The organism is Actinomadura sp. 1N219, assembly GCF_044326405.1.
Classification (GTDB): Bacteria; Actinomycetota; Actinomycetes; order Streptosporangiales; family Streptosporangiaceae; genus Spirillospora.
Genome location: NZ_JBIRAY010000020.1, coordinates 51,911 through 77,996, shown reverse-complemented (window position 1 = coordinate 77,996; position 26,086 = coordinate 51,911). Strand labels below are relative to the sequence as shown.

Below are 26,086 nucleotides of genomic sequence, written 5' to 3'. Positions count from 1 at the left end.
TCATGAACGTGACCCCATTCTGGCTGGCCGGCCGGCCCGAGACCGGTGACGGCGAGCTGACCGTTACGCATCCCTATGACGGCCGCGTGGTCGGGACGGCCGCCGTCCCGACCCCCGGGCAGGTGGAGGAGGCCGTCGCCGCGGCGCACGCGATCCGCGCGAAGGCGGCGGCGCTGCCCCTGCACGTGCGGGCCGAGGCGCTCGCGCACGTGTCCGCGCGGCTCGCCGCGCGGGCCGAGGAGGTCGCCCGGCTGATCACCGGCGAGAACGGCAAGCCGCTGCTGTGGGCGCGCGGCGAGGTGACCCGCGCGATCTCCACGTTCCGGTTCGCCGCCGAGGAGGCCCGCCGCTTCAGCGCCACCACGCAGCGGCTCGACACCGACCCGGCCGCCGAGGGCCGGATGGCCTACATCACCCGCGTCCCGAAGGGCCCGGTGCTCGGCATCTCGCCGTTCAACTTCCCGCTGAACCTCGCCGCCCACAAGATCGCCCCGGCGATCGCGGCCGGGACGCCGATCGTGCTCAAGCCCGCCCCGGCGACGCCGCTGTCCGCGCTGCTGCTCGGCGAGCTGCTCGCCGAGACCGACCTGCCCGCCGGGATGTTCTCCGTCCTGACGGTGCCGAACGACCGGGCGTCCGCGCTGGTGGACGACCCGCGCCTGCCGATCGTGTCGTTCACCGGGTCCGTGCCCGTCGGCTGGGCGATCAACGACCGGGCGCCGCGCAAGCACGTCACGCTCGAACTGGGCGGGAACGGCGCGGCGGTCGTCCTGCCGGACGCCGACCTCGACTGGGCCGCCAAGCGGATCGGCCTGTTCTCCAACTACCAGGCCGGGCAGAGCTGCATCGCCGTCCAGCGCGTCTACGTGGACCGCTCCGTCTACGACGAGTTCGTCCCGAAGCTCGTCGAGACCGTCGGCTCCCTCGTCACCGGCGACCCATGGGACGACAAGACCCAGGTCGGGCCGCTCGTCAGCGAGGAGGCCGCCGAGCGCGTCGAGTCCTGGGTGGACGAGGCCGCCGCCGCGGGCGCGAAGGTCCTGACCGGCGGCACCCGCGAGGGCGCCGCGTACGCGCCCACGGTGCTGGCGGACGTGCCCGCCGACGCCAAGGTGTCCCGCGAGGAGGTCTTCGGCCCGGTCATGCTCGTCCAGCCGGTGGACGGCGTGGACGAGGCGTTCGCCCTGGTCAACGACTCCAAGTTCGGGCTCCAGGCGGGCGTGTTCACGCGGAACCTCGACATCGCGTTCCGCGCGCACCGCGAGCTGGAGGTCGGCGGCGTCGTGATCGGCGACGTCCCGTCCTACCGGGCCGACCAGATGCCGTACGGCGGCGTGAAGGACTCGGGCGTCGGACGCGAGGGGCTGCGCTCCGCGATGGCCGACTACACCGAGGAGAAGGTCATGATCCTCACGGGTCTGCCGCTCTAGCCTCGGCGCTCTAACTCCGCTGGCGGGGCCCTGCGTACAGTCCGGTGCGCAGGGCCCCGGCCGCTTCGGACATCGCCTCCTGGAACCGTCCGCCCAGCGACCACATGTTCGTGAAGCCGTGGAAGAGGTCGTCCTGGCGGCGCAGCGCGACCGGCACCCCGGCCTCCTCCAGCCGCCGCGCGAACGCCTCGCCCTCGTCCCGCAGCGGGTCGAATCCGGCCGTGACCAGGTACGTCGCCGGGAACGCGGTCAGGTCTTCGGCGAGCAGCGGGGACGCGGCCGGGTCGGCGCGCCGTTCCTCGTCCGGGCAGTAGTGGCCGCTGAACCACGTCATGTCGTCGTCGGTCAGGTAGAAGCCGTCCCCGAACAGCTCCCGCGACCGCCGCCTTGCCGTCATGTCGGTGGCCGGATAGAACAGCAGCGCGAAATCGGGCTTGCGCTCGGCGAGCACTCCGACGACGGCCGCGAGGTTGCCGCCCGCGCTGTCGCCGCTGACCGCGATGGCCGCCGGGTCGGCGTCCAGGTTTCCGGCGTTGGCCACCGCGTACTCGTAGGCGGTCAGCGCGTCGTCCGTCGCCGCTGGATATGGGTGCTCGGGGGCGAGCCGGTAGGCCGCCGACAGCACCCGCACCTCGGCGTGGACGGCCAGGTAGCGGCACACCGTGTCGTGCGTGTCGAGGTCGCCGATGACCCATCCGCCGCCGTGGTAGAAGACGAGCAGCGGCGACCCTTCCGGCAGGCCCTTCGGGGTGTAGAGCCGCGCCGGGACGCCGTTCGCGTCGACGTCCCGCGTCCGTACCGGACGTGCGGGCACCCGGTCGAGATAGCTCTGCCCGCGCTGGAGACCGCGCCGCGCCTCCTCCACCGTGGGCGCCCCCAGGCGCCCGCCCTCCAGCCGCGTCATCAGCAGGAGGAGCTGGGCGTCCAGGTCGAGCCGCTGGCCGTCCCGCCGCACGGGGGCCCCGGTGATCAGCCGTTTGACCGGCCCGGGCAACCCGAACACCGCGCGCAGCAGGCCCTTCGTGACCGGGGGCGGCACCATCTCACTCAATCGCGGCATATTTCCTCCGGGGGGCGCTGCGGCGATCGTAGCGTCCGCCCCCGGCCGTCCCTGCCGCCCGGGGGATGAGGAGCCCGGCGAGCGCACCGGCCAGGGACAGCGCGCCGCTCACCGCGATGGCGGGGGCGAAGCCGTCGGCGAAGGTCTGCGCCGTGCCGTAGCCGCCCTCGGCGGCGAACACCGCCGCGAGGATCGCCACCCCGAACACCCCGGCGAACTGCCGCACGGTGTTGAAGACGCCCGACGCCTTGCCGATCTCCGGCGGCGCGACCGCGTTGATGACGGACGTCTGCGCGGCGGGCATCGCCATGCTGACCCCGGCGCCCGCGAGGATCATCGGCGCGATGAGCTGCCAGTACGCCATCGACGGATCGGCGACGAGCCCGATCCACCCCATCCCGGCGGCCTGCATCGCCAGCCCGGCGGAGGTGAGGGCGCGGGACCCGACGCGGTTCACCAGCGCGCCCGCGACCGGCGCCACCACGGTCACCGTCGCCGTCCACGGGACGAGGTGCAGCCCGGTGGCCAGCGGTCCCTTCCCCAGGCCCGCCTGGAGGAACTGGGTCATGAAGAACAGCGACCCGTACAGCGACGCGTACATGAAGAGCCCGGCCGCGTTGCCCGCGGAGAAGCCGCGCGAGCGCAGCAGCCGCATCGGCACCATCGGCTGCCGGACGCGCAGTTCCCACGCCACGAACCCCGCCAGCAGCACCGCCCCGGCCACCAGCGAGCCGACCACCTCGTACGCGTCCCAGCCGGCGGGGCCGGAGCGGATCAGGCCCCAGACGAGCCCCAGCGCGCCGCCGGTCACCAGCACGACGCCGCCGACGTCGAAGGAAGCCCCCTCCCCCCGGCTCTCCGGGACGCGCCGCAGCACCAGCGGGATGACGGCAAGGCCGATCGGCACGTTGAGCCAGAAGATCCACTGCCAGGCCAGCCCCTCGGTGACGATCCCGCCGACCACGGGCCCGGCCACCACCGCCAGGCCGGTCAGCCCGGCGAAGATCCCCAGCGCCTTGGCGCGCCGCTCGGGCGGGAACCCGTTGCTGAGCAGCGCCATCGCCAGCGGCATCACCAGCGCCGCCCCGCCGCCCTGGACGGCGCGGGCCGCGATCAGCCAGCCGATCCCGGGGGCCAGCGCGCACGCCGCCGACGCGACCGTGAACAGTCCCAGCCCGGCGGCGAACATCCGCCTGCGTCCGAGCCGGTCGCCGAGCGCGGCCCCGGTCATCAGCAGCGCGGCGAAGGTCAGGTTGTAGGCGTTCACCGTCCATTCGAGCTGTTCGAGGGTGGCGGACAGGTCCTGCCGGATGCTGGTCAGCGCGGTCGCCACCACCGTCGCGTCCAGCGCCACCATCAGCGACGCCGCCGCGGTCAGGCCGAGCAGCCAGCCGCGTGTCCTCTGCGCCATGCGCGGTCCTCCGGGTTCTCGGGTGAACGTGTTTCACCGGTCACCTGTACAAACCGGCCAGGCCGTGAAATTCAGCGGAGGAGGGCCGACGACTTCCGCAGCCGCCGGCTGTCAGTACATGGGGAGGTGCGTCTTGACGAAGACCGATGAGAGAAACACCGGGGCCGAGGAGTTCGCGCGGCTGACCGACCCGTTCCGGCGCGAACTGCTGGCCTACTGCTACCGCATGCTCGGCTCGGTCCACGACGCCGAGGACCTGGTCCAGGAGGTCTATCTGCGCGCGTGGCGCTCGTACGGCGCGTTCGACGGCAGGGCGTCGCTGCGGACGTGGCTGTACCGGATCGCGACCAACACGTGCCTGAACGCCTTGCAGCACAGCAGCCGGCGGGTGATGCCGTCCGGGCTCGCCTCGCCGTCGGACGATCCGCCGCCGCCCGGCATGCGCGCACCCGAGGTGACCTGGCTGGAGCCGTTCTCCGAACGGCTGACCGGCCGCGCGCCGGACGACCCGGCCGCGATCGTGGCGTCGCGGGCCGGGCTGCGGCTGGCGCTGATCGCCGCGCTGCAGTACCTGCCGGGCAAACAGCGGGCCGTGGTGATCCTGCGCGACGTGCTGGCCTGGCCCGCGGCCGACGTCGCGGAGATGCTCGACATGACCGGCGCGGGGGTGAACAGCACGCTGCTGCGCGCCCGCGCCCGGCTGGAGCGGCTCGTCCCGGCCAGCGACGAGATCACCGAGCCGGACGACCCGGTGCGGCGCGAGCTCCTCGACCGGTTCGCCAGGGCCTTCGAGGCGGTCGACATCCCGGCGATCACCCGGCTGCTCACCGAGCAGGCGTCCTGGGAGATGCCGCCCGTCCCGCACTGGTTCTCCGGACGGGACGCCATCGCCCGGCTCCTCGGCGACCGGTTGGCACGCGTCCCCGGCGGCACCCGGCTCGTGCCCGCCGTCGCGAACGGCCAGCCCGCCTTCGGCATGTACATCCGGCGCGACGACGGCGTCCTGCGCGCGCACTCCATTCAGGTGCTCACGGTCACCCGCTCCGGCATCACCCACATTTCGAGCTTCATCGACGAGGAGCTGTTCGCCTACTTCGACCTCCCTCTCGTGCTCGCGGAAGCGGAACCCCTTCCCTGAAAGGCTTCTGGCCTCCTCGCGGCCATGGCTAAGATCGTCGCGGCGGGGTCGCTGGGCGTGACGGGAGCGGTGGATGCAGCGCGTGTGGAAGTTGCTGATGGGCTACGTCGACGTCGCCGTGGCGTTCGTCCTCGCGGTCGCCATCCTCGGCCTGGACGTCGCGGGGGTCGCCTCCACGAAGGTCGTGCAGAGCGCCACCATGGCGACCCTGGCCGTCGTCGCCCTCGTCCTGCTGCGCGACCGCGTCCGGAGCGACACCCGCGGCGACGAGGTCCAGCAGTCGGTGAAGGCGCTGCAGAAGCAGATGGACGTGCGCGTCATCAGCGGTCACGAGTGCAACCGCGTCCTGACCGAGGCGCGGCGCGAGACGGACCGCTGGGTCTTCCGCGGCGCCACCGGCGCCTACATCCGCGCGGTCACGCTGCCGGAGTGCGTGTCGTGGGCCAAGCCGCGGCGGCGCAGGCTGGAGTTCCGGCTGGAGATCCTGGACCCCATGAACCCGGACCTGTGCCACCAGTTCGTGCGCCTGCACCAGCGGCTCGCGACGGGCCCGGACAGCCCGGAGCAGTCGTGGACGGTCGAGGAGACGCGCCGCGAGCTGTTCGCCACGATCCTGGCCGCGTGCTGGCACCAGCAGGACTACGAGCTCCTCGACATCGACGTCCGGCTCTCCTCCGCCTACTCGCTGCTGCGCTACGAGCTGTCGTCGAGCTGCCTGATCTTCACCCAGCGGGGGCCGGAGTTCCCCGCGCTCGTGATCAACAGCGGCACGCCGTCGTACCTGGTCTGGGACTCGGAGCTGCACGTCAGCTTCCAGCAGGCCAAGCGGCTGCCGCTGCAGTCGGTGAAGGGCATGCAGCTGAGCGGCGTCCCGACCCCGGACGAGATCCGCGACCTCTTCCAGGCGCTCGGCATCGAGCTTCCGGCCGGCTACACCGACGCCGACCTGGTCCAGGTCCGCTCGCTCGCGCTGGAGTCGGCCGACCCCTACGCCTAGGCCAGGGTGACGGCCACCGGCATCTGCTTGATGCCGTTGACGAAATTGGAGCGGACGCGCCGGACGTCCCCGGCGAGACGGATGTCGGCGAGGCGCGGCAGCAGTTCCTCGAACATGATCCGCATCTCCAGGCGGGCGAGGGCGGCGCCCAGGCAGTAGTGGGGGCCGCCCTTGCCGAACGAGATGTGGTCGTTCGGGCTGCGGGTGACGTCGAAGCGGTGCGGGTCGGCGAAGACGGCCTCGTCCCGGTTGCCGGACGCGAACCACAGCACGACCTTGTCGCCCTCGCTGATCAGCGTCCCGTTCACCTCCGTGTCGCGGGTCGCGGTGCGGCGGAAGTGGTAGACGGGCGAGGCCCAGCGCAGGAACTCCTCGACGGCCGTGGGCATCAGGCTGGGATCGGCGCGGAGGCGTTCGGCCTGGTCGGGATGGTCGATCAGGGCGCGCATCGCGTGGGTGATGGCGTGCCGGGTGGTCTCGTTCCCGGCGACGACGAGCAGCAGGAAGTAGTTGTCGAAGTCGCGGTCGGAGAGGGGCTCGCCGTCCATCGGGGTCTGGTTGACCAGGCGGCTGATGAGGTCGGTGCCCTCGCCGCCGCGCCGCCGGGCGGCGAGCTCGCGCCCGTACTCGAAGACCTCCAGCGACGCGGGGCTGCGGAACGGCAGGTCGCGGTACCGCTCGCTCTCCGCGCTGTGCAGCAGGACGTCGGCGTACTCGGGGTCGGTGTTGGCGATGATCCGGTTGCCCCAGTCGATGAGGCGGCGGGTGTCGCCGTCCGGGACGTCCAGCATGCGGGCCAGCACGTTGATCGGGAAGTCGGCGGCGATCTCCTCGACGAAGTCGAACGCGCCCTCGGCGAGCGCGGCGTCGAGGGTGCGGGCGGTCAGGCCGCGCAGGAACGTGGCGTATCCGGCGATGGCGCGGGGCGTGAACTCGCGTGACAGCAGCCGCCGCATCGCGAGGTGCCGGGGCCCGTCCATCTCCAGCATGGAGCGGCGGATCCCGGCCTGGCGCTCGTCCACCTCCTCCAGGTTGACGAACTTCTCGGAGGTGAACGTCGCGGAGTCGCGGTCGGCGGCCACGATGTCGGCGTGCCGGGTGAGGGACCAGAAGCCGCCGCCGCCGTCCGGCTCGGGATTCCAGTGGACGGGCTCGGCGCCGCGCAGCGCCTCGAACATCCGCCAGGGGGTCTCGTCGTCCATGAAGTTGTCGAGGTCGGCGAGGTCGACGGCCAGCGTCTCGTTCGGCAACGGATCTCCTTCGGGGGGCCTTTCAGAGGTGGTACGCGTACTCGCGGAACTCCCAGTCGGTGACGTGGCGGCGGAAGCGCGCGACCTCGTCCCGCTTGTAGGCGAGGAAGGCGGTGACGAACTGCTCGCCGAGCACGTCTTTCAGCGCCTCGTCGGCGGCGAGGGCGTCGAGCGCGGCGGACAGGTCGCCGGGCAGGACGGGGGACTTGGCGGAGTCGTAGCCGTAGCCCTCCAGCGGCGGCGGCGCGGACGCCTTGTCCCGCAGGCCCAGGTAGACGGCGGCGATCAGGCCCGCGATCCCCAGGTAGGGGTTGGCGCTGGCGTCCCCGAGCCGGACTTCGAGCCTGGACGCGGCACCGCGCTCCGGCGGGATCCGGACCATCGCGCTGCGGTTGTCCAGCCCCCAGTCGATCAGCCAGGGGGCGAGGCTGTCGGGGCCGAACCGCTTGTAGGAGTTGATCGTCGGGTTGAGCAGCGCGGCGAGCGCGGGCGCGTGCTCCAGGACCCCGGCGATGGCGTGGTGCGCGGTCTCGGACAGGCCGTCGCCCTCGGACCCCTCGAAGACGTTGCGGCCCTCGGCGTCCAGGCACGACAGGTGGACGTGGAAGCCGGACCCGTCCTGGTCGTTGAACGGCTTGGCCATGAACGTGGCGAGCCGCCCCTCGCTCTGCGCGATCTCCTGGACGGACGACTTGAACCGGAACGCGCGGTCGGCGGCGTCGAGCGCGGCCGAGTGGTCGAGGTTGATCTCGAACTGGCCGCCGCCGAACTCGTGGTTGCCCATGGTCACGCCGAGGCCGAGGTCGCGCAGGTGCCGGAGGGTCCGCAGGACGTGGCCGTCTGGGTCGCCCTTGCGTCCGGAGGTGTAGACGTTGCCGGGCGCGTCGGCGTACCGGCGCCAGCCCATGGGCGAGGACGGGTCGCGTTCGCACAGGTAGTACTCGAACTCGGGCCCGGCGACGGCCTGGATCCCCAGCTCGCCCAGCTTGGCGATGGCGCGGCGCAGCACCTCGCGGGGCCCTTCGGGGCAGAGGTCGTCGCTCGCGGGCTCGTACGCCTCGCCCAGGCAGGACGCGACGCCGTCCTCCCACGGGATCTTCGCCAGGGTCGACAGGTCGGGGCGGACGCAGATGTCGGGGAGCCCGGCGTCCATGCCGCCGGGGACCTCGACGGTCTCACCGCCCGGGGTCGTGTGGTAGACGGCCCGGCAGAACGACAGGCCGTGGTCGACGGCGGCGGGCAGCCGCTCGACGAGCACGTCCCGCGCCCGTTCGACGCCGATCAGGTCGGGGTAGGACACCCGGACCACGTCGATCCCGTCGGCGGCCAGTTCCCTCACCACGTCCTCGACCGGTCGGCTCACGCGCACTCCCTCAAACTCATTTGGCCTCAAACCATATGGCGGACGGACACTCCTGACAACACTCCACGCGGGAACCCCCTGATCGCCAGGGGTCGGAGTGGCGATTCCGCACGCGAGGCACTATCGTACGGGCCCAAACAATCCGCCGGGAGGAACGTGGTGGCGACCGTCCGAGGCTTCCTGCACCCCAAGACCGCGACGGGACGCTCGTCGCTGATCCCGAGCCCGCCGTGGCACTACTCGGGCGACCTGCTCACCGTCGAGTACCGCACGGATCCCGCGCGCGTCGCCGAGCTGCTCCCCGAGCCGCTCTCCCCCGCCGCCGACGACCCCGGCGCGGTCGCGATCATCTGGGCCGACTGGCAGTCGTGCTCGGAGTCCGGCGAGGAACTGCTCGACCCGGTCCGCGCGCAGTACAAGGAGTGCTTCGTCGTCGTCCGCTGCTCCTTCGAGGGACGGACGTACTCCCGCTGCGTCTACATCTGGGTCGACAAGGACTTCGCGATCGCCCGCGGGCTGCACCAGGGCTATCCGAAGAAGCTGGGCTCCATCCACCAGACGCGTCCCCACCCGTACGGCCCCGCCCCGCGCCTGGCCGCGGGAAGCCGCTTCGGGGCCACGCTGGCCGCCGCCGACCGCCGCCTCGCCGAGGCCGTGGTGACGTTGCGGGAGCCGTCCGAGACGAACGGCTTCGTCAACGGGCACCCCATGGCGCACCACCGCTACCTGCCGTCCATCGAGCCCGGCCGGGCCCCGGCGCTGGACGAGCTGGTCGAGTCGGGCGCGGCCGGCTTCGAGGCGGGCCGGGCGTGGCGGGGCGAGGCCGACCTGACGCTCTACGACGCCCCGACCGAGGAGCTGTCGCTGCTGACGGTCGAGGAGCCCATCGCCGCCTACTACCGCCAGGTCGGCGTCATCTGGAACGGCGGCCGCCACCTCGCCTGACCCGCCCCGCGCACTCAGCCGCCGCTGCCGATGCGGGCGTAGGCGGCCGGACGGGCACTCCGCAGATACAGGGCGAACACCACGCCCAGAATCGCGGCCCCGAAGATGAGCCCGGGCAGCACCCACGTCAGCGCCGACCCCTTCTCCGCTCCGAGAAGGGCGTCGAAGTTGAGCAGGCTGGTGACGAAGACGGCGCCCAGCCCCAGGCACGCGATGGCGGGCGCGATCAGCCTGTTCCAGGCGTTCTCGCCCCGCCGGTCGCGGGCGAAGTAGGCCACCACGGCGGCCGACGTCACCGTCAGCAGCAGGATCACGCCGAGCGCGCCCAGGTTCGTGAACCAGTTGAAGAGCGTCAGGACGGGATCCTTGCCGGAGAAGGCGAAGGCGATCACGACCACGACGGCGAGGGCGGTCTGCGTCAGCGACCCGATGTGCGGCGAGCCGTGCCGGTCGTGCGTCCGGCTCAACGGCGAGGGCAGGACGCCTTCGCGTCCCAGCGAGAAGAAGTACCGCGCCACCGCGTTGTGGAACGACAGCAGGGCCGCGAACAGGCTCGTCACGAGGAAGAGCTGCGCCAGGTCGGCGAACAGCGCGCCGACATGCTCCTCGGACAGGACGAAGACGAGCGCGGGCCCGTCCTTCTGCGCGCGTCCGACGATCTCGGACGACCCCGCGCCGACCGTCATCGCCCAGGCGGTGAACGCGTAGAACACGCCGATGACGGCGACCGCCACGTAGGTGGCGCGGCCGACCGTCCGGCGCGGGTCGCGGCATTCCTCGCTGTAGAGGGCGGCGGCCTCGAAGCCCATGAAGCTCGCCATCGCGAAGCAGAACGCGGCGCCGACCGCGCCGGACGTCGCGGCGTCCCAGCCGAGCGAGGTCGCCGAGACGCCGGACGGGGCGTCCGCGAGCTGCGCGAGGTCGAAGACCAGGACGGTCAGGAACTCGACCGCCAGCAGCACGCCGAGGACGCGGGCGTTCAGGTCGACGCGCCGGAACCCGAGGACGGAGACGACGGCGACGCCGCCGAGCGCGACCGTCCACCAGGGCAGGTCGATGCTCAGCTTGGCCTTGAGGAAGTCGGCCGTGGTGAACCCGAACAGCCCGTACAGCCCGATCTGCATCGTGTTGTAGGAGATGAGGGCGACGAACGCGGTGCCGACCCCGGCGACCCGCCCGAGCCCGTTGGTCACGTAGGAGTAGAAGGCCCCGGCGTTGGCGATGGACCGGCTCATGGCCGCGTACCCGCCGGTGAAGACGGTCAGGAGCACCGCCAGCACCACGTACAGCAGCGGGATCCCGACGACGCCGGTGACGGCGAACGAGGTCGGGAGGCCGCCCGCGGCCACGGTCAGCGGGGCCGACGCGGCGACCACGAAGAACACGATCTCGGGGGCGCCGATGCGGCGCCGGCCGGTTCCGGCGGACGGGGTGGACGCGACGTCTTCGGGGATCGCCATGCGCGGCTCCATTGCCGGAGCGGGCCCGCGGAGTATCGTTTGGGTCCGCACGAATAATGGGTCGCGAGGATCGTACGGAGTCGGACGGCGTCCGACAAGGGTAGATTCGCATTTCGGCCCGTGACAGGGTCATCAGCGCCGGGCCCCTTGGAGGACGCACCGTGACCGGGCACCACACACTGCAAGAGACCGAGCAGGCCATCCAGCGGCGGCTCGGCGACGTCCCGCTGCGGCACGACGCGATGATGGCGGTCTCCAACATCTACCGGGCGGCCGCGGCGATCCGGCAGCACTTCGAGAGCTCGGTGCTGCGCGGCGCCGACCTGACCTGGACCGCGTTCGTCGTCCTGTGGGTGGTGTGGATCTGGGACGAGATGGAGACGCGCCACGTCGCCGAGGAGGCGGGGATCTCCAAGGGGACGCTCACCGGGGTCGTCAAGACGCTGGAGGGGCGCGGCCTGATCGAGCGCGGCTCGCACGCCACGGACGGGCGGCTCGTCCTGCTCCGGCTCACCGTCAAGGGCCAGGACCTGATGCGGAGCCTGTTCCCGGCGTTCAACGCCGAGGAGGCGTTCGTGGTGGAGGGGCTGACCGGCGACGACAACCGGGGCCTCGCGCAGACGCTCCGGTCGATCATCGAGCACCTGGAGGAGGAGGGCGACGGGCGGCGCGCCTCGCTGCGGGCCGAGTCGCCCCCGCCGCCGCGCCGCTCGGGCCGCCGCTCCCGCACCTGACCCCTTGCCGGGGTTTCGTTTGGGCCCATACGATGCCGGGATGACGCCAACGCCGCGCTCGCCGCGCTTCGTGCTCGTGCTCAGCGAGAACTGGACCCTCACCACCGGCCGCGACCTGCCGACCCTCGTCCGGTGGGCGCGCGAGGCCGAGGACGCCGGCTTCGACGCCGTCATGGTCAGCGAGCACATCGTGCTCGGCCCCGACGCGGGCGAGAAGGGCGTGATGGGCAACCCGCGCGACTACGCCTACCCCGGCAACCAGGACCCGTTCACCCCGTGGCCAGGCTCGCTGATGCTGCTCGGCGCGATCGCGTCCGTCACGACGCGGATCAGGCTGGCGGCGGCGGCCGTCCTCGCGCCGCTGCGGCACCCCCTCGCGCTGGCCCGCGACATCGGCACGCTCGACCTGCTGTCGGAGGGGCGGCTCGTCGTCCAGCCGACCGTGAGCTGGAGCCGGGACGAGTACGCGGCGCTGGGCGTCCCGTTCGGGAAGCGCGGCAGGATCCTCGACGAGCAGCTGGAGATCTGGGACCTGCTGTGGCGCGGCTCCCCCGTCTCCTACAGCGGCGCGCACTTCTCCTTCGAGGACGTCTACTTCGAGCCCCGCGCGTACCGTCCGGACGGGCCGCGCATGTGGCTCGGCGGGCAGCACCTCCACGACCGGCTCCTCGACCGGATCGTGAAGTACGGGCACGGCTTCCACCCGCTGGGACGCCCCACGCCGGAAGAGCTGGAACGCCTCGGCGCCGCGATGGCCGCCGCCGGACGGGACGCCGCCGACCTGGAGATGATCGGCGGCTGCCGTCCCGTGTTCCCCGACGACGACTCGGTGTCCCCGCTCGAACCGGCGCTGGAGAGCATCCCGTCGCAGCTCGAACAGGGCTTCACGACGTTCTGCATCAAGCCGTCCCAGTTCACCGACGACCCGGACGGCGTCGGCGCGTTCTGCCGCGAGGTCGTCCGCCGCGCCGACGCCCTGACGTCCTGACGCGCGCCCTGACGTTCTGAGGGCTGTCCGCGCGGGCTACCGCTGGCCGCCCGCGCGGACCCTGACGGCTATCGGCGCGGAGCGCGGATGCCGCGGAACTCCCAGTCGCCGCCGAACGCGGTGGAGATGACCTCCTCCGACTCGGTCGGCTGCGCGCCGCAGTCATCCCGGATCGGCACGGGCCCGGCGACGATGTGGTTGCGGAGCCGTCCGAGACCCTCCGCCTCGACCTCGACGACGTCGCCCGGCTGGACGGGACGCGAGTTCGCCGGCGTCCCCGACAGCAGCACGTCGCCGGGGTAGAGCGTGATGGTGCGGGCGATGTCGGCGACGAGGTAGTGCATGTCCCACTCCATCTCGTCGGTGCTGCCGTCCTGCACCAGCTCGCCGTTCACGTACGTCCGCAGGTACTTGCCGTGGAAGTCCCAGTCGGTGACGAGGCCGGGGCCGAGCGGGCAGAGGGTGTCGGAGCCCTTCACGCGCAGCATCGACCCGGCGTCGGTGTCGCGGAAGTCGTGCAGGCCGTAGTCGTTGGCGACCGTGTAGCCCGCGATGTAGTCGCCGGCCTCCTTCGGCGCGACGTTGCGGGCCGTCCGCCCGATGACGATCGCGATCTCGCCCTCGTAGTTGAGGTACTTGCACCGCTCCGGGCGCACGACCGCGCCGCCGTGCGCGTTCAGCGCCGAGATCGGCTTGTGGAAGAACGTCGGCGCGGGCGGCAGCCTCGTCTGGAACTCCTCGACGCGGCTGCGGTGGTTGAGGTGCACCGCGACGACCTTGGACGGCTCGCACGGCGGCAGATGGACGGCGTCGTCCGCGCGCACGGAGCGGCCGTCCGCGCTGACGAGGGCGTCGCCGTCCCTGATGACCTGGGTGGCGGCGCCGTCCAGGAGGATCCGTCGGTATTCGGGCATTAGGCGGTCCATCCGGTCTCAGGGCGGTCGAACCAGATGTGCACCTGGCCCGTCCCGACGGAGTTCTCGTACTCGCTGTAGAGGCGCCCGGGGGCCGTGCAGGCCTGCTCCCCGAGGGCGCCGATCATCATGAGGTAGTGCCCGAAGCGGGCCTCCGGCTTGAAGGTCAGGAACTCCGGCATGGTGTCGAGCACCCGGCCGTGGTCGCCCTTCTGCAGCCACGCGATGCGCTGCTCGTCCGCCGCCCGCGCCTCCGGCGTGAAGATGTGCTCGGGCCCGGACGCCTCGTGGTCGCGGATCACCCGCAGTGACCAGAACGTGTGCGACAGCGCGCCGGACGCGATCAGCAGCACGCGCCGGTCCGTCGCGGCGATGGCGTCGCCGAGGGCGCGGCCGAGGCGCAGGAAGTCCTCGGTGTCGGCGGTCTGGCACACGCCGATCGACATCCACCGCTTCCCCGCCTCGCCGAGGTACGGGTCGTCGCGGACGCCGAGGTGCGTCCACAGGTTGACGGTGGCGTAGTAGATCGGCAGGTACGGGTCGTCGATCGGGGTGATCCACGTCCCGTGCTTGCCGGCGTAGCGCGCGACCGCATGGGCCAGCTCGGGGTCTCCGGGGAAGTCGTACGGCATCCGGCACATGCCGCGCGGCAGCTCCTCGGACGTGTAGAGCCCCGCCCGGCGCTCCTGCGCGGTGGTGACGAACTCGACCGTCGTCGCCCAGTGCGAGTCGAGGACGACGACAGTGTCGTAGTCGTCCCTCTCGAACACGTCCTGGCGCAGCCTCTGCAGGCCGGGGACGAGCGTGGTGTCCTCACCGCCGTTCAGCTCGCGCCGAGTGACCTCGGGCAGGACGATCGTGGGAACGTGCGCGAGGAGTCCCGCGCCGACTATCTCACCCATGGGGCCGTCACCGTGTTCTTCAGGTCGCAGTAGAAATCGAAACTCCAGTCGCCGCCCTCGCGTCCGACCCCGGACTGCCGGGACCCGCCGAAGGGGGCTTGCAGGTCGCGGACGAAGAAGCAGTTGACCCACACCGTCCCCGCCACGAGCTGCTCGGTGACGCGCCGCGCGCGCTCTGGATCACCGGTGGCCAGCGTGGCGGCGAGCCCGAACCGGGTCCCGTTCGCCATCGCGACGGCCTGCTGCTCGGTGTCGAACGTCTGCAGCGTCAGGACGGGCCCGAAGACCTCTTCCGTGAGGATCTCGGCCCCTTCCGGAACGTCCGTGAAAAGGGTCGGCCGGTAGTAGAGACCGCCCAGTTCCTCGTTCGGGCCGCCGCCGATGAGCGCGCGCGCCCCCGCCTCCTTGGCCCGCTGGACGAACCCGTCCACGCGCTCCAGATGGCGGCGATGGACCTGCGGCCCGACGTCGGTGGCCTCCTCGCGCGGATCGCCCTGCCTGATCCTGGACGCCTTCTCCACGAAACGCGCGGTGAACTCGTCCGCGATGGACGACTCGACCAGCAGCCGGGTCGCGGCCAGGCAGACCTGCCCGGCGTTGTCGTACTGCTCGACGGCCAGATCGACCGCGAGATCGAGGTCGGCGTCGGCGAACACGAGCAGCGGCGACTTGCCGCCCAGCTCCAGCGACAGCGGCGTCAGGTTGGGGCCAGCCGCGGCCGCGATCGTCCGGGCCGTGGGGACCGAGCCCGTGAAGCTGATCCGGTTGACGTCGGGATGCGCAGTCAGCGGCCCGCCGACCTCCGCGCCATAGCCCTGGACGACGTTGAACACCCCGTCCGGCAGCCCGGCCTGTGCCGTGACGTCGGCCAGCAGCGACGCGGTGAGCGGCGTCCACTCGGCGGGCTTGAGCACGACGGTGTTCCCGGCCGCCAGCGCGGGCGCGATTTTCCACGTGGCGAGCATCAGCGGCGCGTTCCACGGGGTGATCAGCACGGCGACGCCCGCCGGGTCCCAGCTCACATGGTTGGTGTGGCCCCGCGTTTCGAAGTCGTCGTGGCCGAGTTTCAGCAGCCAGTCGGCGAAGAACCGGAAGTTGTGCGCGACCCGGGGCATCACCCCGCGCCGGTGGGAGCGGATCAGCGCCCCGTTGTCGGCCGTCTCGACCTGGGCGAGCTCCTCGATCCGCTTCTCCACGCCGTCGGCGATGGCGTGCAGCAGCCGCGCCCGCTCGTCCCGGCTCGTCCTGGCCCAGGCGGGGAAGGCACGGCGAGCCGCGGCGACCGCGGCGTTCGCCTCTGCGGCCCCGCCCCGCGCTACCTCCGCTACCGGCCGCTCGTCGATCGGCGAGACGCTGGCGAAAGTCGCGTGGGAGCCGGTGCGCTCCCCGCCGATCCAGTGTCCGGGCTCGACGGCGACGCCCGCGACGGTTGCCATCGCTCCACCTCCATTTTGTTTGGTCCCAAATAATCTAGGAACCGGGATGGCGGCGGTCAAGCCGCCGACGCTACTGTTCGGGTACAAACGACTCTAGAGGAGGGTCCGTGACCGACGTCCCGTACGAGGAATGGCGCGCCCGTGCCGCCGGGCTCGTCCCGCACACCGGCCTCCACATCGACGGAGAGTTCACCGGCACGGCCTCGGTCCCCGTCGTCTCGCCCCGCGACGGCAAGACGATCGCCCGCATCGCGTCGGCCGGGCCGTCCGAGGTGGACGCCGCCGTCGCCGCCGCCCGCCGGGCCTTCGACACGGGCCCCTGGCCCCGCCTCGCGCCCGCCGAACGCAAGGCGGCCCTCCTGCGCTGGGCCGACCTGATCGAACGCGACCGCTCGACCATCGCCCTCCTGATCAGCCTGGAGATGGGCAAGCCGATCAGCGAGTCGTACGGCATCGAGCTGCGCGCCGTGATCAACTGCGTCCGCTGGTACGCCGAGGCCGCCGACAAGCAACTGGACGAGTCGCCCCGCACCTCGTCGTCGTCGCTCGCCCTGGTCACCCGCGAGCCCGTGGGTGTGGTCGCGGCGGTCGTCCCGTGGAACTTCCCGCTCACGATGGCCGCCTGGAAGATCGCCCCCGCCCTCGCCTCCGGCTGCACCGCCATCTTGAAACCGGCCGAGGAATCGCCGCTCTCCGCCCTGCACCTGGCCGCGCTGGCCGCCGAGGCGGGCCTGCCGCCCGGCGTGTTCAACGTCGTCAACGGCCCCGGCGAGGTGGCCGGCCGCGCGCTGGGCGAGCACCCGTCCGTCGACGTCCTCGCCTTCACCGGCTCCACCGAGGTCGGACGCCATTTCCTGCGCTACGCGGCGGACTCGAACCTCAAGCGCGTCTGGCTCGAACTCGGCGGCAAGTCCCCCAACATCATCCTCCCGGACGCCCCCGACCTGGACGCCGCCGCCGCCACCGCCGCCTGGGGCATCTTCTTCAACGCCGGCGAGATGTGCACGGCCCCGTCCCGGCTCCTGGTCCATCGCTCGATCGCCTCCCGGGTGGTCGACCGCGTCGTCGCCCGCGCCGAGTCCCTCCGCACCGGCGACCCGCTGGACCCGTCCACCGAGATGGGCCCGCTGGTCTCCCTCGCCCACCACGCCCGCGTCATGTCGCACATCCAGGCCGCGAAGTCGGACGGCGCCCACCTCCGCACCGGCGCGGCGGCGGACGGCCGCTACATCGCCCCCACAGTGTTCGACCAGGTCAAGCCGGAGATGCGGATCGCCCGCGAGGAGATCTTCGGCCCGGTCCTCGCCGTCCTGGAGTTCGACGACGTCGACGAGGCGATCGCGCTGGCCAACGACACCGAATACGGCCTGGCCGCCGCCGTCTGGACCTCCGACCTGTCCACCGCGCACCGCGTCTCGCGCTCCCTCCGCGCCGGGACGGTCTGGGTCAACTGCTACGAGGAAGGCGACATGAGCGTCCCGTTCGGCGGCGTCAAGCAGTCGGGCCACGGACGCGACAAGTCGCTCCACGCCCTCGACAAGTACACCGACCTCAAGACCACCTGGATCGAGCTTTGACCCGTCCGCTGATCGCGCTCCCGGCCCGCTTCTCCGCGTCCGCCTCCGCCCTCCGCTACAAGGCCGAGGTGGCCGCCCAGGCCCTGGTCGAGGCGGTCTACCGGGCGGGCGGCGAGCCGTTCATCATGCACCCGGCGGCCCCTTACGAACCGTCCCGCCTGAGCCGCTGCGACGGCCTCCTCCTGCCGGGCGGCGGCGACATCCACCCCCGCCACTACGGAGCGGAAACCGAACACGAAGCCCTCTACGACGTGGACGACGCGCAAGACGCCTTCGACCTGGCCCTGGCCGTCCACGCCCTGGAATCGAACATCCCCACCCTGGCCATCTGCCGCGGCTTCCAGGTAGTGAACACGGCCCTGGGCGGCACCCTCACGCAGCACATGCCTGAAGACCACCGCCACAAACTCCACCCCGTGACGGTCACCCCTGGCACGCTTCTCGCCAAGACCCTGGAGACCGAGCAGGTCACCGCGTCCTGCTACCACCACCAGTCGACGGCGGCTCTGGCCCCCACCCTGACCCCCACGGCCCACGCCGCCGACGGCACTCTAGAGGCCGCGGAACTGACGAATCCGGACCACTGGTTCCTGGCCGTCCAATGGCATCCCGAGGACACGGCCGCGACCGACCCCGCTCAGCAAGCCCTTTTCAACGCCCTGGTTCGGGCGTCCGGGTAGCGACCCGGTCCAGGAAGGCGTCCACGAGGGCGTGAGTCCGCCGGGCCGACTCCGCCTCCGTCCACTTGACCTCCGCCATCACCAGATCAGAGTCGATGCCCTTGGCTCGCATGTGGCTCGCGGCGCCGTTCGCCAGCCAGAGCCCGAACTGCTCGGCCGTGATCTCCGGATGGAACTGCACGCCCATCGACCGCCCCAGCACGAACGCCTGCGAGCACACCGCGCTCCGCGCGACCTCCACGGCGCCGGGCGGCAGGATCCAGCGGTCGAAGTGGAACTGGAACCAGGGGCCGGGCCCGACGATCGACGGATCGACCGTCTCGATCCCGACCCACCCCATCTCGGCGCGCGGAGCCCGCTCCACCGCGCCTCCGAGGGCCGCCGCCAGCGCCTGCCCGCCGAAGCAGACCCCGAGAACGGGCACTCCCGCGTCCTGCGCCGCGGCGAGCATGCGCAGTTCGGGCTCGACCCAGGAAGCGACACCGGGCCCGTCGACCGACCAGGGCGCCCCCATGGGGACGACGAGGTCCCACTCCCGCGGGTCAGGGAACTCGATCCGCACGTCCGGCGTCAGGTGCCGGTCCTCGGGCACCACCACCATCTCGGTGATGTCGAACCCCCGCGCCTCCAGCCGCTCCCCCACCGGCCCTGGCGGCGAGACATGATCATGCTGTATGACGAGCGCTCGCACGGAACCCCTCCTCGACGACGACCTCCAGATCGTAAGACCCCAAACGACCGGCCGCCAACCCGTGCCCGACCCGTGCCCCGGCACGTCACCCCGAATCCGCGTTCGCAGGTGGCTGAACGTGTTCGGTCTTCCAGGTTGCCGTCATGCGGCGGGTGGTTGTTTCATGACATGCTGTTACGGCCATAAAGGGCTAGCCATCTCGGAACAAAGAGAGCGAACGACATGGCGGACAGCACCGTGCTGGGCGACGCGCCCCTGATCATCCGAACTCTGCGGGGCCGGGCGGGCACGCAGGGATGTATCGGCCCCAAGATCCTGGCCTGGGTCCTCGCCGCGCTCTTCGCCGTCGCGGCGGCCGGGGTGCTCGCCTCGTTCTTTCCGCGCGGCGGGCACCGTCGCGGCACCCGCCGGATTCGCCGTCAGCGGCCCTGGCATCGGGTGTGGGACGAGGCCCCGGCGCGCCGCCGGGATGACGAGGCCGAAGAGCGCAGGGTCTGACCTGCCCGCTCACGGCTTGCGGAGCAAAAGGTGGCCGGCGGGGAAGCGCTCCTGCTCCGAAGGTTCGCGGTGGAGGCGGGCGATCTCGGTCAGGCGGGCGCTGCGGAGCAGGGCTGAAAGCGCGTCCAGCGGCCAGCGATAGGCGAGGGCGACCCTGTGGTCGAAGGGCTGTGGGGTGTCGCCTTCGCAGGCCTGGAAGGCGATCAGCAGGTGGCCGCCCGGGGCCAGGACGCGGTGGAACTCGGAGAACACCCGCGGCAGTTCCGCCGGGGGCGTGTGAATGGTCGAGAACCAGGCGAGGACGCCGCCCAGGCTCTCGTCCGCGAGGTCGAGGGCCGTGATGGTGCCCTCGTCGAAGCGGAGGCCGGGATGCTCCCTGCGGGCCTGGGCGATCATCTCGGGTGACAGGTCGACGCCGAAGACGGGGAGTCCCAGGGACGCCAGGTGCCCGGTCAGGCGGCCGGGCCCGCAGCCCAGGTCGGCGACCGGGCCGGAGCCTCGGGTCAGGTCCGCGAACGCGGCGAGCAGCGCGCGGTCCAGCGGCATGTCGTCCAGGAAGTCGCGGAACGTGTCGGCGTAGAGGACGGCGACGGAGTCGTACGCGGATCGGGTGGCGGCCTCGGTCATGGTGCTGGACGGTACCGGGCCTGGCGGGCGGCCGAGGTTCCGGGGGCGAGCCCGGACAGCTCCCGCTCGACGGCGGCCGAGGCGCGGCGGCAGAACGGCTCCGGCTCGTCGGCGGCGTCGGGACGCTCGTCCACGAGGACGTCGGCCAGCCCGTCGCGGAGGAGGTCCGCCGACCGGACGCCCTGGGCCGCCGCCACCTCGTCCGCCCGCGACGGGGTCCGGTGGACGATCACCGAGGCGCCTTCCGGCGGGAGCGGGGAGAGCCAGGCGTGCCGGGCCACCAGCACGCGGTCCGCGGGGAGGAGGGCGAGCGCCGCGCCGCCCGTGCCCTCGCCGAGGAGGAGGCAGAGCGTCGGCGCGGGCAGGGTGATCAGGTCGGCGAGGCAGCGGGCGATCTCGCCCGCTAGGCCGCCCTCCTCCGCCTCGGCGGACAGCGCGGCGCCGGGCGTGTCGACGACCGTGACCAGCGGGAGCCCCAGCTCGGCGGCCAGCCGCATGCCGCGCCGCGCGACGCGGAGGCCGGCCGGGCCGAGCGGGTCGCCGGTGCGCTGGCTCTGCCTGTCCTGGCCGATCAGGACGCAGGGGGCCGCGCCGAAGCGGGCGAGCACGAGGAGGAGGCCCCGGCCCGCCTCGCCCTCGCCGGTGCCGGAGAGCGGGGTGACGTCGGACGCGCCGTGCCGGAGCAGATCCCGGACGCCCGGACGGCCAGGACGCCGTGACCGTTCGATCGACTCCCACGCCGTCGCCTCCTCCGCGACGCCGGACGGAGGCCGCGGCCAAAGGGTCGCAGGCGGTCTCTCGCAGAGGACGTTCAGCGCGCGAGAAGCGATCTCGGCGAGATCGTCTATGGCGACTACGGCGTCCAGAAGTCCCTTGGCCGCGAGGTTCTCCGCGACCTGGACGCCGGGCGGGAACGGTTCGCCGTGCAGGCCCTCGTACACGCGCGGGCCCAGGAACCCGATGAGCGCGCCGGGCTCCGCGGCCGTCACATGGCCGAGCGAACCCCAGGAGGCGAAGACGCCGCCGGTGGTCGGATGCCGCAGGTAGACGAGGTACGGCAGCCCGGCGGCGCGGTGCGCCATGACGGCGGCGGTGATGCGGGCCATCTGGACGAACGCGGCCGTCCCCTCCTGCATGCGGGTGCCGCCGGACGCGGGCGCGGCGAGCAGCGGGAGGCGTTCGGCGGTGGCGCGCTCCACGGCCGCGACGATCCGGTCGGCGGTGGCGAGGCCGATCGATCCGGCGAGGAAGCGGAATTCCGACACGACGAACGCGACGCGGCGGCCGCGCAGGCGTCCCTCGCCGGTAAGGACGGCCTCGTCGCAGCCGCTGCGCTCGCGGGCGGCGGCCAGGGCCCTGCCGTAGGGCGTGGACGGGTCGGGATGCGCGGCGGGCGGAACGTCCCAGGACGTCCAGCCGTCCGCGTCCAGGACGCGGCGCAGCAGCTCGCGCGCCCCCACTCGTTCCGTCACGGACCCATCATGACCGCACGGGCAGGTCAGCCGGGGTGCCGGGGGTGGAGACTGGGAGCGCAGCCGGGAGAAGGGGACCGCAGTGTCAGAGGAGATCCACTTCGCGTCCGCGCGCGAGATCGTCCACCGGATCCGGGCGCGGGAGCTGTCGGCCCGCGAGGTCGTGCGGGCGCACCTCGACCAGATCGAGCGGACGAACCCGCAGGTCAACGCCATCGTGACGCTGGTCGCGGAGCGGGCACTGGAGCAGGCGCGGGACGCCGACGACCGTCTCGCCGCAGGCGCGGACGTCGGGCCGCTCCACGGGCTGCCGGTCGCGCACAAGGACACGCACGCCACCAAGGGCATCCGCACGACCTCCGGCTCGCCGATCTTCGCCGACCTCGTCCCGGACGCCGACGAGCTCGTCATCGAGCGGATGCGCGCCGCCGGGGCCATCACGATCGGCAAGACGAATGTGCCCGAGTTCGCCGCCGGGTCGCACACGTTCAACCCGGTCTTCGGCCTCACCCGCAACCCCTACGACCTGTCGCGGTCGGCGGGCGGCAGCAGCGGAGGCGCGGCGGCCGCGCTGGCGTGCGGGATGCATCCGGTCGCGGACGGCAGCGACATGGGCGGCTCGCTGCGCAACCCCGCGTCGTTCTGCAACGTCGTCGGGTTCCGCCCGTCGCCGGGCCGGGTGCCGTCGTGGCCGGTGCCGGCGGGCTGGTCGACGATGGGCGTCCAGGGGCCGATGGCCCGCGAGGTGGCGGACGCGGCGCTGCTGCTGTCGGTCCTCGCCGGCCCCGACCCGCGCAGCCCCATCGCGCTGGAGACGCCGGGATCGGCGTTCGCGGTCCCGCTGGACCGGGACGTCGCCGGGCTGCGGCTCGCCTGGTCGCCAGACCTCGGCGGGCGGGCGCCCGTCGACCCGGCGGTCACCGGCGTCCTCGAACCGGCGGTGAAGGCGTTCGAGGACCTCGGCTGCTCGGTGGAGGAGGCGTGCCCCGACCTGTCCGGCGCGGACGAGGTCTTCCGGACGCTGCGCGCCTGGCACTGGGACCTCGCCCTCGGCCCGCTCCTCGACGAGCGCCGCGCCGACTTCAAGCCGTCGCTCGCCGGCAACATCGACGCGGGCCGCACCCTGACCGGCACCGATGTCGGACGCGCCGAGACGCTGCACACGGCGCTGTTCCACCAGGTCAGGGAGTTCTTCGGACGGTACGACGCGCTGCTGCTCCCGGTCAGCCAGGTGCCGCCGTTCGACGCCGCGATCGAGTACCCGGGCGAGATCGCCGGGCACCCCATGCCCGACTACCTGGAGTGGATGCGGTCCTGCTTCCTCGTCTCGGCGACCGGCTGCCCGGCGCTGTCGGTCCCCGCCGGGTTCACCCAGGACGGGCTGCCCGTCGGCCTGCAGATCGTCGGGCCGCACCGCGCGGACCTCGCCGTCCTGCGGCTCGGGCACGCCTTCGAGCAGGCCACCCGCCACGGCACGCACCGTCCCGCCATCGCCTGAAGCCGGACGAGGCGGTCAGGGCCTGCGGACGCGGTCAGGAGGCCGGGAACGTCGACGGCCTGTCGAGCGGGATGCGCAGGACGAGCCGCGCGCCCTTGTCGCTGTCGGCGGCGACGAGCGTCCCGCCGTGCGCGCGGGCGATGTCGCGGGAGATCGTCAGGCCGAGGCCGGTGCCGCCGCGGTCGCGCTCGCGCCCCTCGGAGAGCCGCTGGAAGCGCCAGAAGATCCGTTCGCGGTCCTCGGGCGGGATCCCGGCGCCGTCGTCCAGGACCTGCAGCACGGCGTCGTCGCCGTCCGCGGACACCGAGACCCACACCCGCGACGCGGCGTGCCGCTCGGCGTTGTCGAGCAGGTTCGTCAGCAGCCGGACGATGTGGTGCGCCGTGGCCCGCACCATGATCCCCTCGGGCGCGTCCACCTCGACCGGGACCCGCCGGGGACGCCGCCCCGTCTCCACCCGGACCAGCTCCCCGAGGTCGACCCGCTCCCGCGCGACGTGCACGCCCGCGCCCAGCTTGGCGAGGATCAGCAGGTCGCTGACGATGCTCTGCAGCCGGTCGGCGTCGGCGAGCGCGGCGCGGGCGACGGCGGGCCAGTCCTCGTCGTCCGGCCGCTCCAGCGCGACCTCCAGCTGGGCGCGCAGGCCGGTGAGCGGGCTGCGCAGCTCGTGCGAGACGTCCGCGACGAAGCCCCGCTGCCGGGCCATGACGGCCTCCAGCCGGCTCAGCGTCACGTTCACCGACTCGCCCAGCTCGGACACCTCGTCGTTCGGCCCGGGGACGGTGACGCGCCGTCCCATCCCCCGGCCGGTGATCTCGGCGAGCTCGGCGCTCATCACCCGGACCGGACGCAGCGCCCGCCGCACCGACAGCGACACGATCCAGCCGACCGCCGTGGTGGCGAGCAGCACCGAGGCCGCGAGCAGACCGATGAACAGGCCCTTGTACTGGGTGAAGTCGCTGATGGGCGCGCCGACGTGCACGATCTTCCAGCCGTGCGATGTCCGCACGCTCTCGGTGACCAGGTAGACCGCGCCCTTGCCCGGGACGTCGACGGTGCGGTGCTCGGGACGCCCCGGCGCGCGCGGCGCGGGCGCGTCCAGCGGGCCGCGCCCGAGCAGCGACTCGCTCGACGCGACCAGGCCGCCCTCCGTGTTCACGACCTGGAGGAGCGTGAAGTCCGGGTCCTGGACGGGCAGCGTGCCGTGCGGGTCGGTGTTCTGCACGAGCGTGGTCAGATCGGTGACGACGAAGTTCCCGCGCTCGCGCAGGTCCCCGTACAGGGTGCCGCGGACGGCCTGGTAGAAGAGCACGACGCCGGCCACCAGCAGGATCAGGACGATGAAGGTGGCGGCGGCCGTCACGCGGGTCCGCACCGACCAGCACGACGGCGACAGCCTGCCCGCGGATATCCGCACCCCGGCGCCCCTCCCCCTTTCGGCTCGCACGCGGCACCGGGGGCCGCGCCGCGTTCCAACGCCTGGGGGGAGAACGCAGAACTGGATGTTACCTGGTCATTGCCCTGCGAAACATCGCCTGAGCAGCCGGAAGACCTCGTCCGAGCAGGCCGGACGACCCCGCCTGAGCACGGCGCATGACCCCGCTCGAGCACGGCGGATGCCCGCGCGGACGGCGCCTCCCACCCCTGGGGAGCCGCCCGTGCGGGCACCAGATCCGGCGCCGCCCGCCACCCGCGCGCCGAGGAGGAACCCCGCGGACCGGGCCGTGCCGCCGAACCACCGCCCACTCTGCCCGGCCCAGGTGCACGGGGCACGACATCGACGTGACGTTCACGTTTCCGGCACTTCCTGCGAAGACGCCCAATAATCCGCCGCCGAACGGGGATGCACGGTGACGAGAAGAACAAGGGGGCCGGGAAGATCCATGGACGGAGACATCAGGCCGCTCGAACCGGCCGATCCGCGCGAGGTCGGCGGGCACACGCTGCTCGGCCGCCTGGGCTCGGGCGGCATGGGCACGGTCTACCTCGGCGCCGACCCGGTGTCCGGCGGGCGCGTCGCGGTGAAGACCATCCACCCGCATCTCGCGGGCGACCCGTCCTACCGGCGGCGCTTCCTGGACGAGGCGTACCTCGCCGGCCGCGTCGCCTCGTTCTGCACGGCGCGGGTCCTCGCGCACGGCGAGGAGGAGGGCCGCCCCTACCTCGTGACCGAGTACGTCGGCGGCGTCTCGCTGCACGACCGGCTCGTCGACGACGGCCCGCTGCGGGCCGCCGACCTGCACGGCGTCGCGGTCGGCGTCGCGTCGGCGCTCGCGGCGATCCACGCGGCGGGCCTCGTGCACCGCGACCTGAAGCCCGCCAACGTGATGCTCACCCTGTCCGGCTGCCGCGTGATCGACTTCGGCATCGCCCGCAGCCAGGACTCCATCAGCGTGACTGCCGCGACCGGCAAGGTCCTCGGCACCCCGGGCTGGATGGCGCCGGAGGTCCTCATCGGCGGGCCCGCGACCCCGGCCGCGGACGTGTTCGCCTGGGGCTGCCTCATCGCCCACGCCGGGACGGGACGGATGCCGATCGGCGGCGACCCGGCCACCCTCCGGACGGCGTCCGACGAGCCCGACCTGTCCGGGCTGCCGGCGCCGCTGGTCCCGGCGGTGCGGGCGGCGCTGGCGCGGAACCCGGTGGACCGTCCGACCGCGTCGGACCTGCTGCTCGCGCTCGTGGAGCAGCCGTCCGCCGACTCCTGGCCCGCGTCCACCCTGGCCCCCGCGCTCGCCCGGACGTCGGTCTGCGCCGCGCCCAGGCAGGCCAGTACGTCCGACCCGTCCAGCGCGTCCCCGCCGGATCGGCGCGTGGAGACCGACACCAAGGCGTTCACGCCGATCGGGATGGCGGGCGCGATGTCGTCCACGCGGGCGCGCCTGCTGGCGGGCCTCGGCGCGGCCGCGGGCACCGTGGTCATCGGGGCCATCCTCGCCGGACGGACGCAGGACAGGAGCAGCCAGCGCCCCTCATTGCCCACCAGGCACAAGCGCCACTAGGACGGGCACCGGA

At 72.7% G+C, this 26,086-nt stretch carries 23 protein-coding genes; 11 read left to right on the top strand and 12 right to left on the bottom strand.

Features of this window, described 5'->3' with window-relative positions:
• The first annotated feature begins 2 nt into the window (after positions 1–2).
• Positions 3–1,430, top strand: coding sequence for an aldehyde dehydrogenase family protein (locus tag ACH35V_RS38355; RefSeq protein WP_395979792.1), 1,428 nt, complete (start codon positions 3–5; stop codon positions 1,428–1,430).
• A 10-nt stretch (positions 1,431–1,440) separates the two neighbouring features.
• Here ACH35V_RS38355 and ACH35V_RS38350 read toward each other — a convergent pair whose 3' ends face one another.
• Both ACH35V_RS38350 and ACH35V_RS38345 read right to left on the bottom strand, forming a co-directional pair.
• Positions 1,441–2,490: an alpha/beta hydrolase gene (locus ACH35V_RS38350; protein ID WP_395979791.1), complete on the bottom strand. Its 1,050-nt coding sequence runs from the start codon at positions 2,488–2,490 to the stop codon at positions 1,441–1,443.
• Positions 2,474–3,901 (bottom strand): MFS transporter, encoded by a 1,428-nt coding sequence (locus ACH35V_RS38345; RefSeq protein ID WP_395979790.1) that lies wholly within the window; start codon positions 3,899–3,901, stop codon positions 2,474–2,476. The genes ACH35V_RS38350 and ACH35V_RS38345 overlap by 17 nt, the downstream gene beginning before the upstream one ends.
• Positions 3,902–4,034: 133 nt before the next feature.
• Between ACH35V_RS38345 and ACH35V_RS38340 the strand changes: the two genes are divergently transcribed.
• A complete protein-coding gene (locus ACH35V_RS38340) occupies positions 4,035–5,039 on the top strand; it encodes a sigma-70 family RNA polymerase sigma factor (protein WP_395979789.1) in 1,005 nt (334 codons plus the stop codon).
• A gap of 82 nt (positions 5,040–5,121) precedes the next feature.
• A complete protein-coding gene (locus tag ACH35V_RS38335) occupies positions 5,122–6,036 on the top strand; it encodes a hypothetical protein (protein ID WP_395979788.1) in 915 nt (304 codons plus the stop codon).
• Here the strand turns inward: ACH35V_RS38335 and ACH35V_RS38330 are convergent.
• A complete protein-coding gene (locus ACH35V_RS38330; RefSeq protein WP_395979787.1) occupies positions 6,033–7,286 on the bottom strand; it encodes a cytochrome P450 in 1,254 nt (417 codons plus the stop codon). The two genes, ACH35V_RS38335 and ACH35V_RS38330, sit on opposite strands and share 4 nt — an antisense overlap.
• Before the next feature lie 22 nt (positions 7,287–7,308).
• Positions 7,309–8,649 carry a glutamine synthetase family protein gene (locus tag ACH35V_RS38325; protein WP_395979786.1) on the bottom strand — a complete coding sequence of 447 codons (1,341 nt, stop codon included), beginning with the start codon at positions 8,647–8,649 and terminating at the stop codon, positions 7,309–7,311.
• A gap of 159 nt (positions 8,650–8,808) precedes the next feature.
• Here ACH35V_RS38325 and ACH35V_RS38320 point away from each other — a divergent pair, with 159 nt between their 5' ends.
• Positions 8,809–9,594 carry an acetoacetate decarboxylase family protein gene (locus ACH35V_RS38320; RefSeq protein WP_395979785.1) on the top strand — a complete coding sequence of 262 codons (786 nt, stop codon included), beginning with the start codon at positions 8,809–8,811 and terminating at the stop codon, positions 9,592–9,594.
• 14 nt (positions 9,595–9,608) lie between these two features.
• On the opposite strand, the gene ACH35V_RS38315 is transcribed toward ACH35V_RS38320, so the two are convergent.
• Positions 9,609–11,054, bottom strand: coding sequence for an APC family permease (locus ACH35V_RS38315; RefSeq protein ID WP_395979784.1), 1,446 nt, complete (start codon positions 11,052–11,054; stop codon positions 9,609–9,611).
• 161 nt (positions 11,055–11,215) lie between these two features.
• Between ACH35V_RS38315 and ACH35V_RS38310 the strand changes: the two genes are divergently transcribed.
• The gene (locus ACH35V_RS38310; protein WP_395979783.1) at positions 11,216–11,788 is read left to right on the top strand and encodes a MarR family winged helix-turn-helix transcriptional regulator; all 573 of its coding nucleotides are present in this window, start codon (positions 11,216–11,218) and stop codon (positions 11,786–11,788) included.
• Between the two features lie 40 nt (positions 11,789–11,828).
• Entirely contained in the window at positions 11,829–12,776 is a 948-nt protein-coding gene (locus ACH35V_RS38305) for a TIGR03619 family F420-dependent LLM class oxidoreductase (protein WP_395979782.1), read from the top strand.
• Between the two features lie 68 nt (positions 12,777–12,844).
• Here ACH35V_RS38305 and ACH35V_RS38300 read toward each other — a convergent pair whose 3' ends face one another.
• The 3 genes from ACH35V_RS38300 to ACH35V_RS38290 are packed head-to-tail and all read right to left on the bottom strand — an operon-like array spanning position 12,845 to position 16,028.
• Positions 12,845–13,690, bottom strand: coding sequence for a fumarylacetoacetate hydrolase family protein (locus ACH35V_RS38300; protein ID WP_395979781.1), 846 nt, complete (start codon positions 13,688–13,690; stop codon positions 12,845–12,847).
• A complete protein-coding gene (locus tag ACH35V_RS38295) occupies positions 13,690–14,592 on the bottom strand; it encodes a 3,4-dihydroxyphenylacetate 2,3-dioxygenase (protein WP_395979780.1) in 903 nt (300 codons plus the stop codon). Before ACH35V_RS38295 ends, ACH35V_RS38300 begins: the two co-directional genes overlap by 1 nt.
• Complete coding sequence (locus ACH35V_RS38290; RefSeq protein ID WP_395979779.1) at positions 14,580–16,028, bottom strand: aldehyde dehydrogenase; 1,449 nt, start codon at positions 16,026–16,028, stop codon at positions 14,580–14,582. The genes ACH35V_RS38295 and ACH35V_RS38290 overlap by 13 nt, the downstream gene beginning before the upstream one ends.
• A 107-nt stretch (positions 16,029–16,135) precedes the next feature.
• Between ACH35V_RS38290 and ACH35V_RS38285 the strand changes: the two genes are divergently transcribed.
• The gene (locus ACH35V_RS38285) at positions 16,136–17,605 is read left to right on the top strand and encodes an aldehyde dehydrogenase family protein (protein ID WP_395979778.1); all 1,470 of its coding nucleotides are present in this window, start codon (positions 16,136–16,138) and stop codon (positions 17,603–17,605) included.
• Complete coding sequence (locus ACH35V_RS38280) at positions 17,602–18,285, top strand: gamma-glutamyl-gamma-aminobutyrate hydrolase family protein (protein WP_395979777.1); 684 nt, start codon at positions 17,602–17,604, stop codon at positions 18,283–18,285. The genes ACH35V_RS38285 and ACH35V_RS38280 overlap by 4 nt, the downstream gene beginning before the upstream one ends.
• On the opposite strand, the gene ACH35V_RS38275 is transcribed toward ACH35V_RS38280, so the two are convergent.
• Positions 18,257–18,976: a type 1 glutamine amidotransferase gene (locus ACH35V_RS38275; RefSeq protein ID WP_395979776.1), complete on the bottom strand. Its 720-nt coding sequence runs from the start codon at positions 18,974–18,976 to the stop codon at positions 18,257–18,259. The genes ACH35V_RS38280 and ACH35V_RS38275 overlap by 29 nt on opposite strands.
• Before the next feature lie 222 nt (positions 18,977–19,198).
• On the opposite strand from ACH35V_RS38275, the gene ACH35V_RS38270 reads away from it, so the two are divergent.
• Positions 19,199–19,474 (top strand): hypothetical protein, encoded by a 276-nt coding sequence (locus tag ACH35V_RS38270; RefSeq protein WP_395979775.1) that lies wholly within the window; start codon positions 19,199–19,201, stop codon positions 19,472–19,474.
• A 9-nt stretch (positions 19,475–19,483) separates the two neighbouring features.
• Here the strand turns inward: ACH35V_RS38270 and ACH35V_RS38265 are convergent, their stop codons facing one another.
• Together ACH35V_RS38265 and ACH35V_RS38260 are read right to left on the bottom strand one after the other, a co-directional pair.
• Positions 19,484–20,101 carry a class I SAM-dependent methyltransferase gene (locus ACH35V_RS38265; protein ID WP_395979774.1) on the bottom strand — a complete coding sequence of 206 codons (618 nt, stop codon included), beginning with the start codon at positions 20,099–20,101 and terminating at the stop codon, positions 19,484–19,486.
• On the bottom strand, positions 20,098–21,573 hold the full coding sequence (locus tag ACH35V_RS38260; RefSeq protein WP_395979773.1) for a carboxyl transferase domain-containing protein: 1,476 nt from the start codon (positions 21,571–21,573) through the stop codon (positions 20,098–20,100). Before ACH35V_RS38260 ends, ACH35V_RS38265 begins: the two co-directional genes overlap by 4 nt.
• An 82-nt stretch (positions 21,574–21,655) precedes the next feature.
• On the opposite strand from ACH35V_RS38260, the gene ACH35V_RS38255 reads away from it, so the two are divergent.
• Positions 21,656–23,071 (top strand): amidase, encoded by a 1,416-nt coding sequence (locus tag ACH35V_RS38255; RefSeq protein WP_395979772.1) that lies wholly within the window; start codon positions 21,656–21,658, stop codon positions 23,069–23,071.
• A gap of 34 nt (positions 23,072–23,105) precedes the next feature.
• On the opposite strand, the gene ACH35V_RS38250 is transcribed toward ACH35V_RS38255, so the two are convergent.
• The gene (locus ACH35V_RS38250) at positions 23,106–24,488 is read right to left on the bottom strand and encodes a sensor histidine kinase (protein WP_395979771.1); all 1,383 of its coding nucleotides are present in this window, start codon (positions 24,486–24,488) and stop codon (positions 23,106–23,108) included.
• Between the two features lie 466 nt (positions 24,489–24,954).
• Here ACH35V_RS38250 and ACH35V_RS38245 point away from each other — a divergent pair, with 466 nt between their 5' ends.
• A complete protein-coding gene (locus ACH35V_RS38245) occupies positions 24,955–26,073 on the top strand; it encodes a serine/threonine-protein kinase (RefSeq protein ID WP_395979770.1) in 1,119 nt (372 codons plus the stop codon).
• Positions 26,074–26,086: the final 13 nt, after the last annotated feature.

Excerpts from the sequence above, each read along its gene's own strand:
- ACH35V_RS38355 (WP_395979792.1), top strand. The coding sequence starts at position 3 with ATGAACGTGACCCCATTCTGGCTGGCCGGCCGGCCCGAGACCGGTGAC.
- ACH35V_RS38350 (WP_395979791.1), bottom strand. The coding sequence starts at position 2,490 with ATGCCGCGATTGAGTGAGATGGTGCCGCCCCCGGTCACGAAGGGCCTG.
- ACH35V_RS38345 (WP_395979790.1), bottom strand. The coding sequence starts at position 3,901 with ATGGCGCAGAGGACACGCGGCTGGCTGCTCGGCCTGACCGCGGCGGCG.
- ACH35V_RS38315 (WP_395979784.1), bottom strand. The coding sequence starts at position 11,054 with ATGGCGATCCCCGAAGACGTCGCGTCCACCCCGTCCGCCGGAACCGGC.
- ACH35V_RS38305 (WP_395979782.1), top strand. The coding sequence starts at position 11,829 with ATGACGCCAACGCCGCGCTCGCCGCGCTTCGTGCTCGTGCTCAGCGAG.
- ACH35V_RS38300 (WP_395979781.1), bottom strand. The coding sequence starts at position 13,690 with ATGCCCGAATACCGACGGATCCTCCTGGACGGCGCCGCCACCCAGGTC.
- ACH35V_RS38295 (WP_395979780.1), bottom strand. The coding sequence starts at position 14,592 with ATGGGTGAGATAGTCGGCGCGGGACTCCTCGCGCACGTTCCCACGATC.
- ACH35V_RS38290 (WP_395979779.1), bottom strand. The coding sequence starts at position 16,028 with ATGGCAACCGTCGCGGGCGTCGCCGTCGAGCCCGGACACTGGATCGGC.
- ACH35V_RS38270 (WP_395979775.1), top strand. The coding sequence starts at position 19,199 with ATGGCGGACAGCACCGTGCTGGGCGACGCGCCCCTGATCATCCGAACT.
- ACH35V_RS38265 (WP_395979774.1), bottom strand. The coding sequence starts at position 20,101 with ATGACCGAGGCCGCCACCCGATCCGCGTACGACTCCGTCGCCGTCCTC.
- ACH35V_RS38245 (WP_395979770.1), top strand. The coding sequence starts at position 24,955 with ATGGACGGAGACATCAGGCCGCTCGAACCGGCCGATCCGCGCGAGGTC.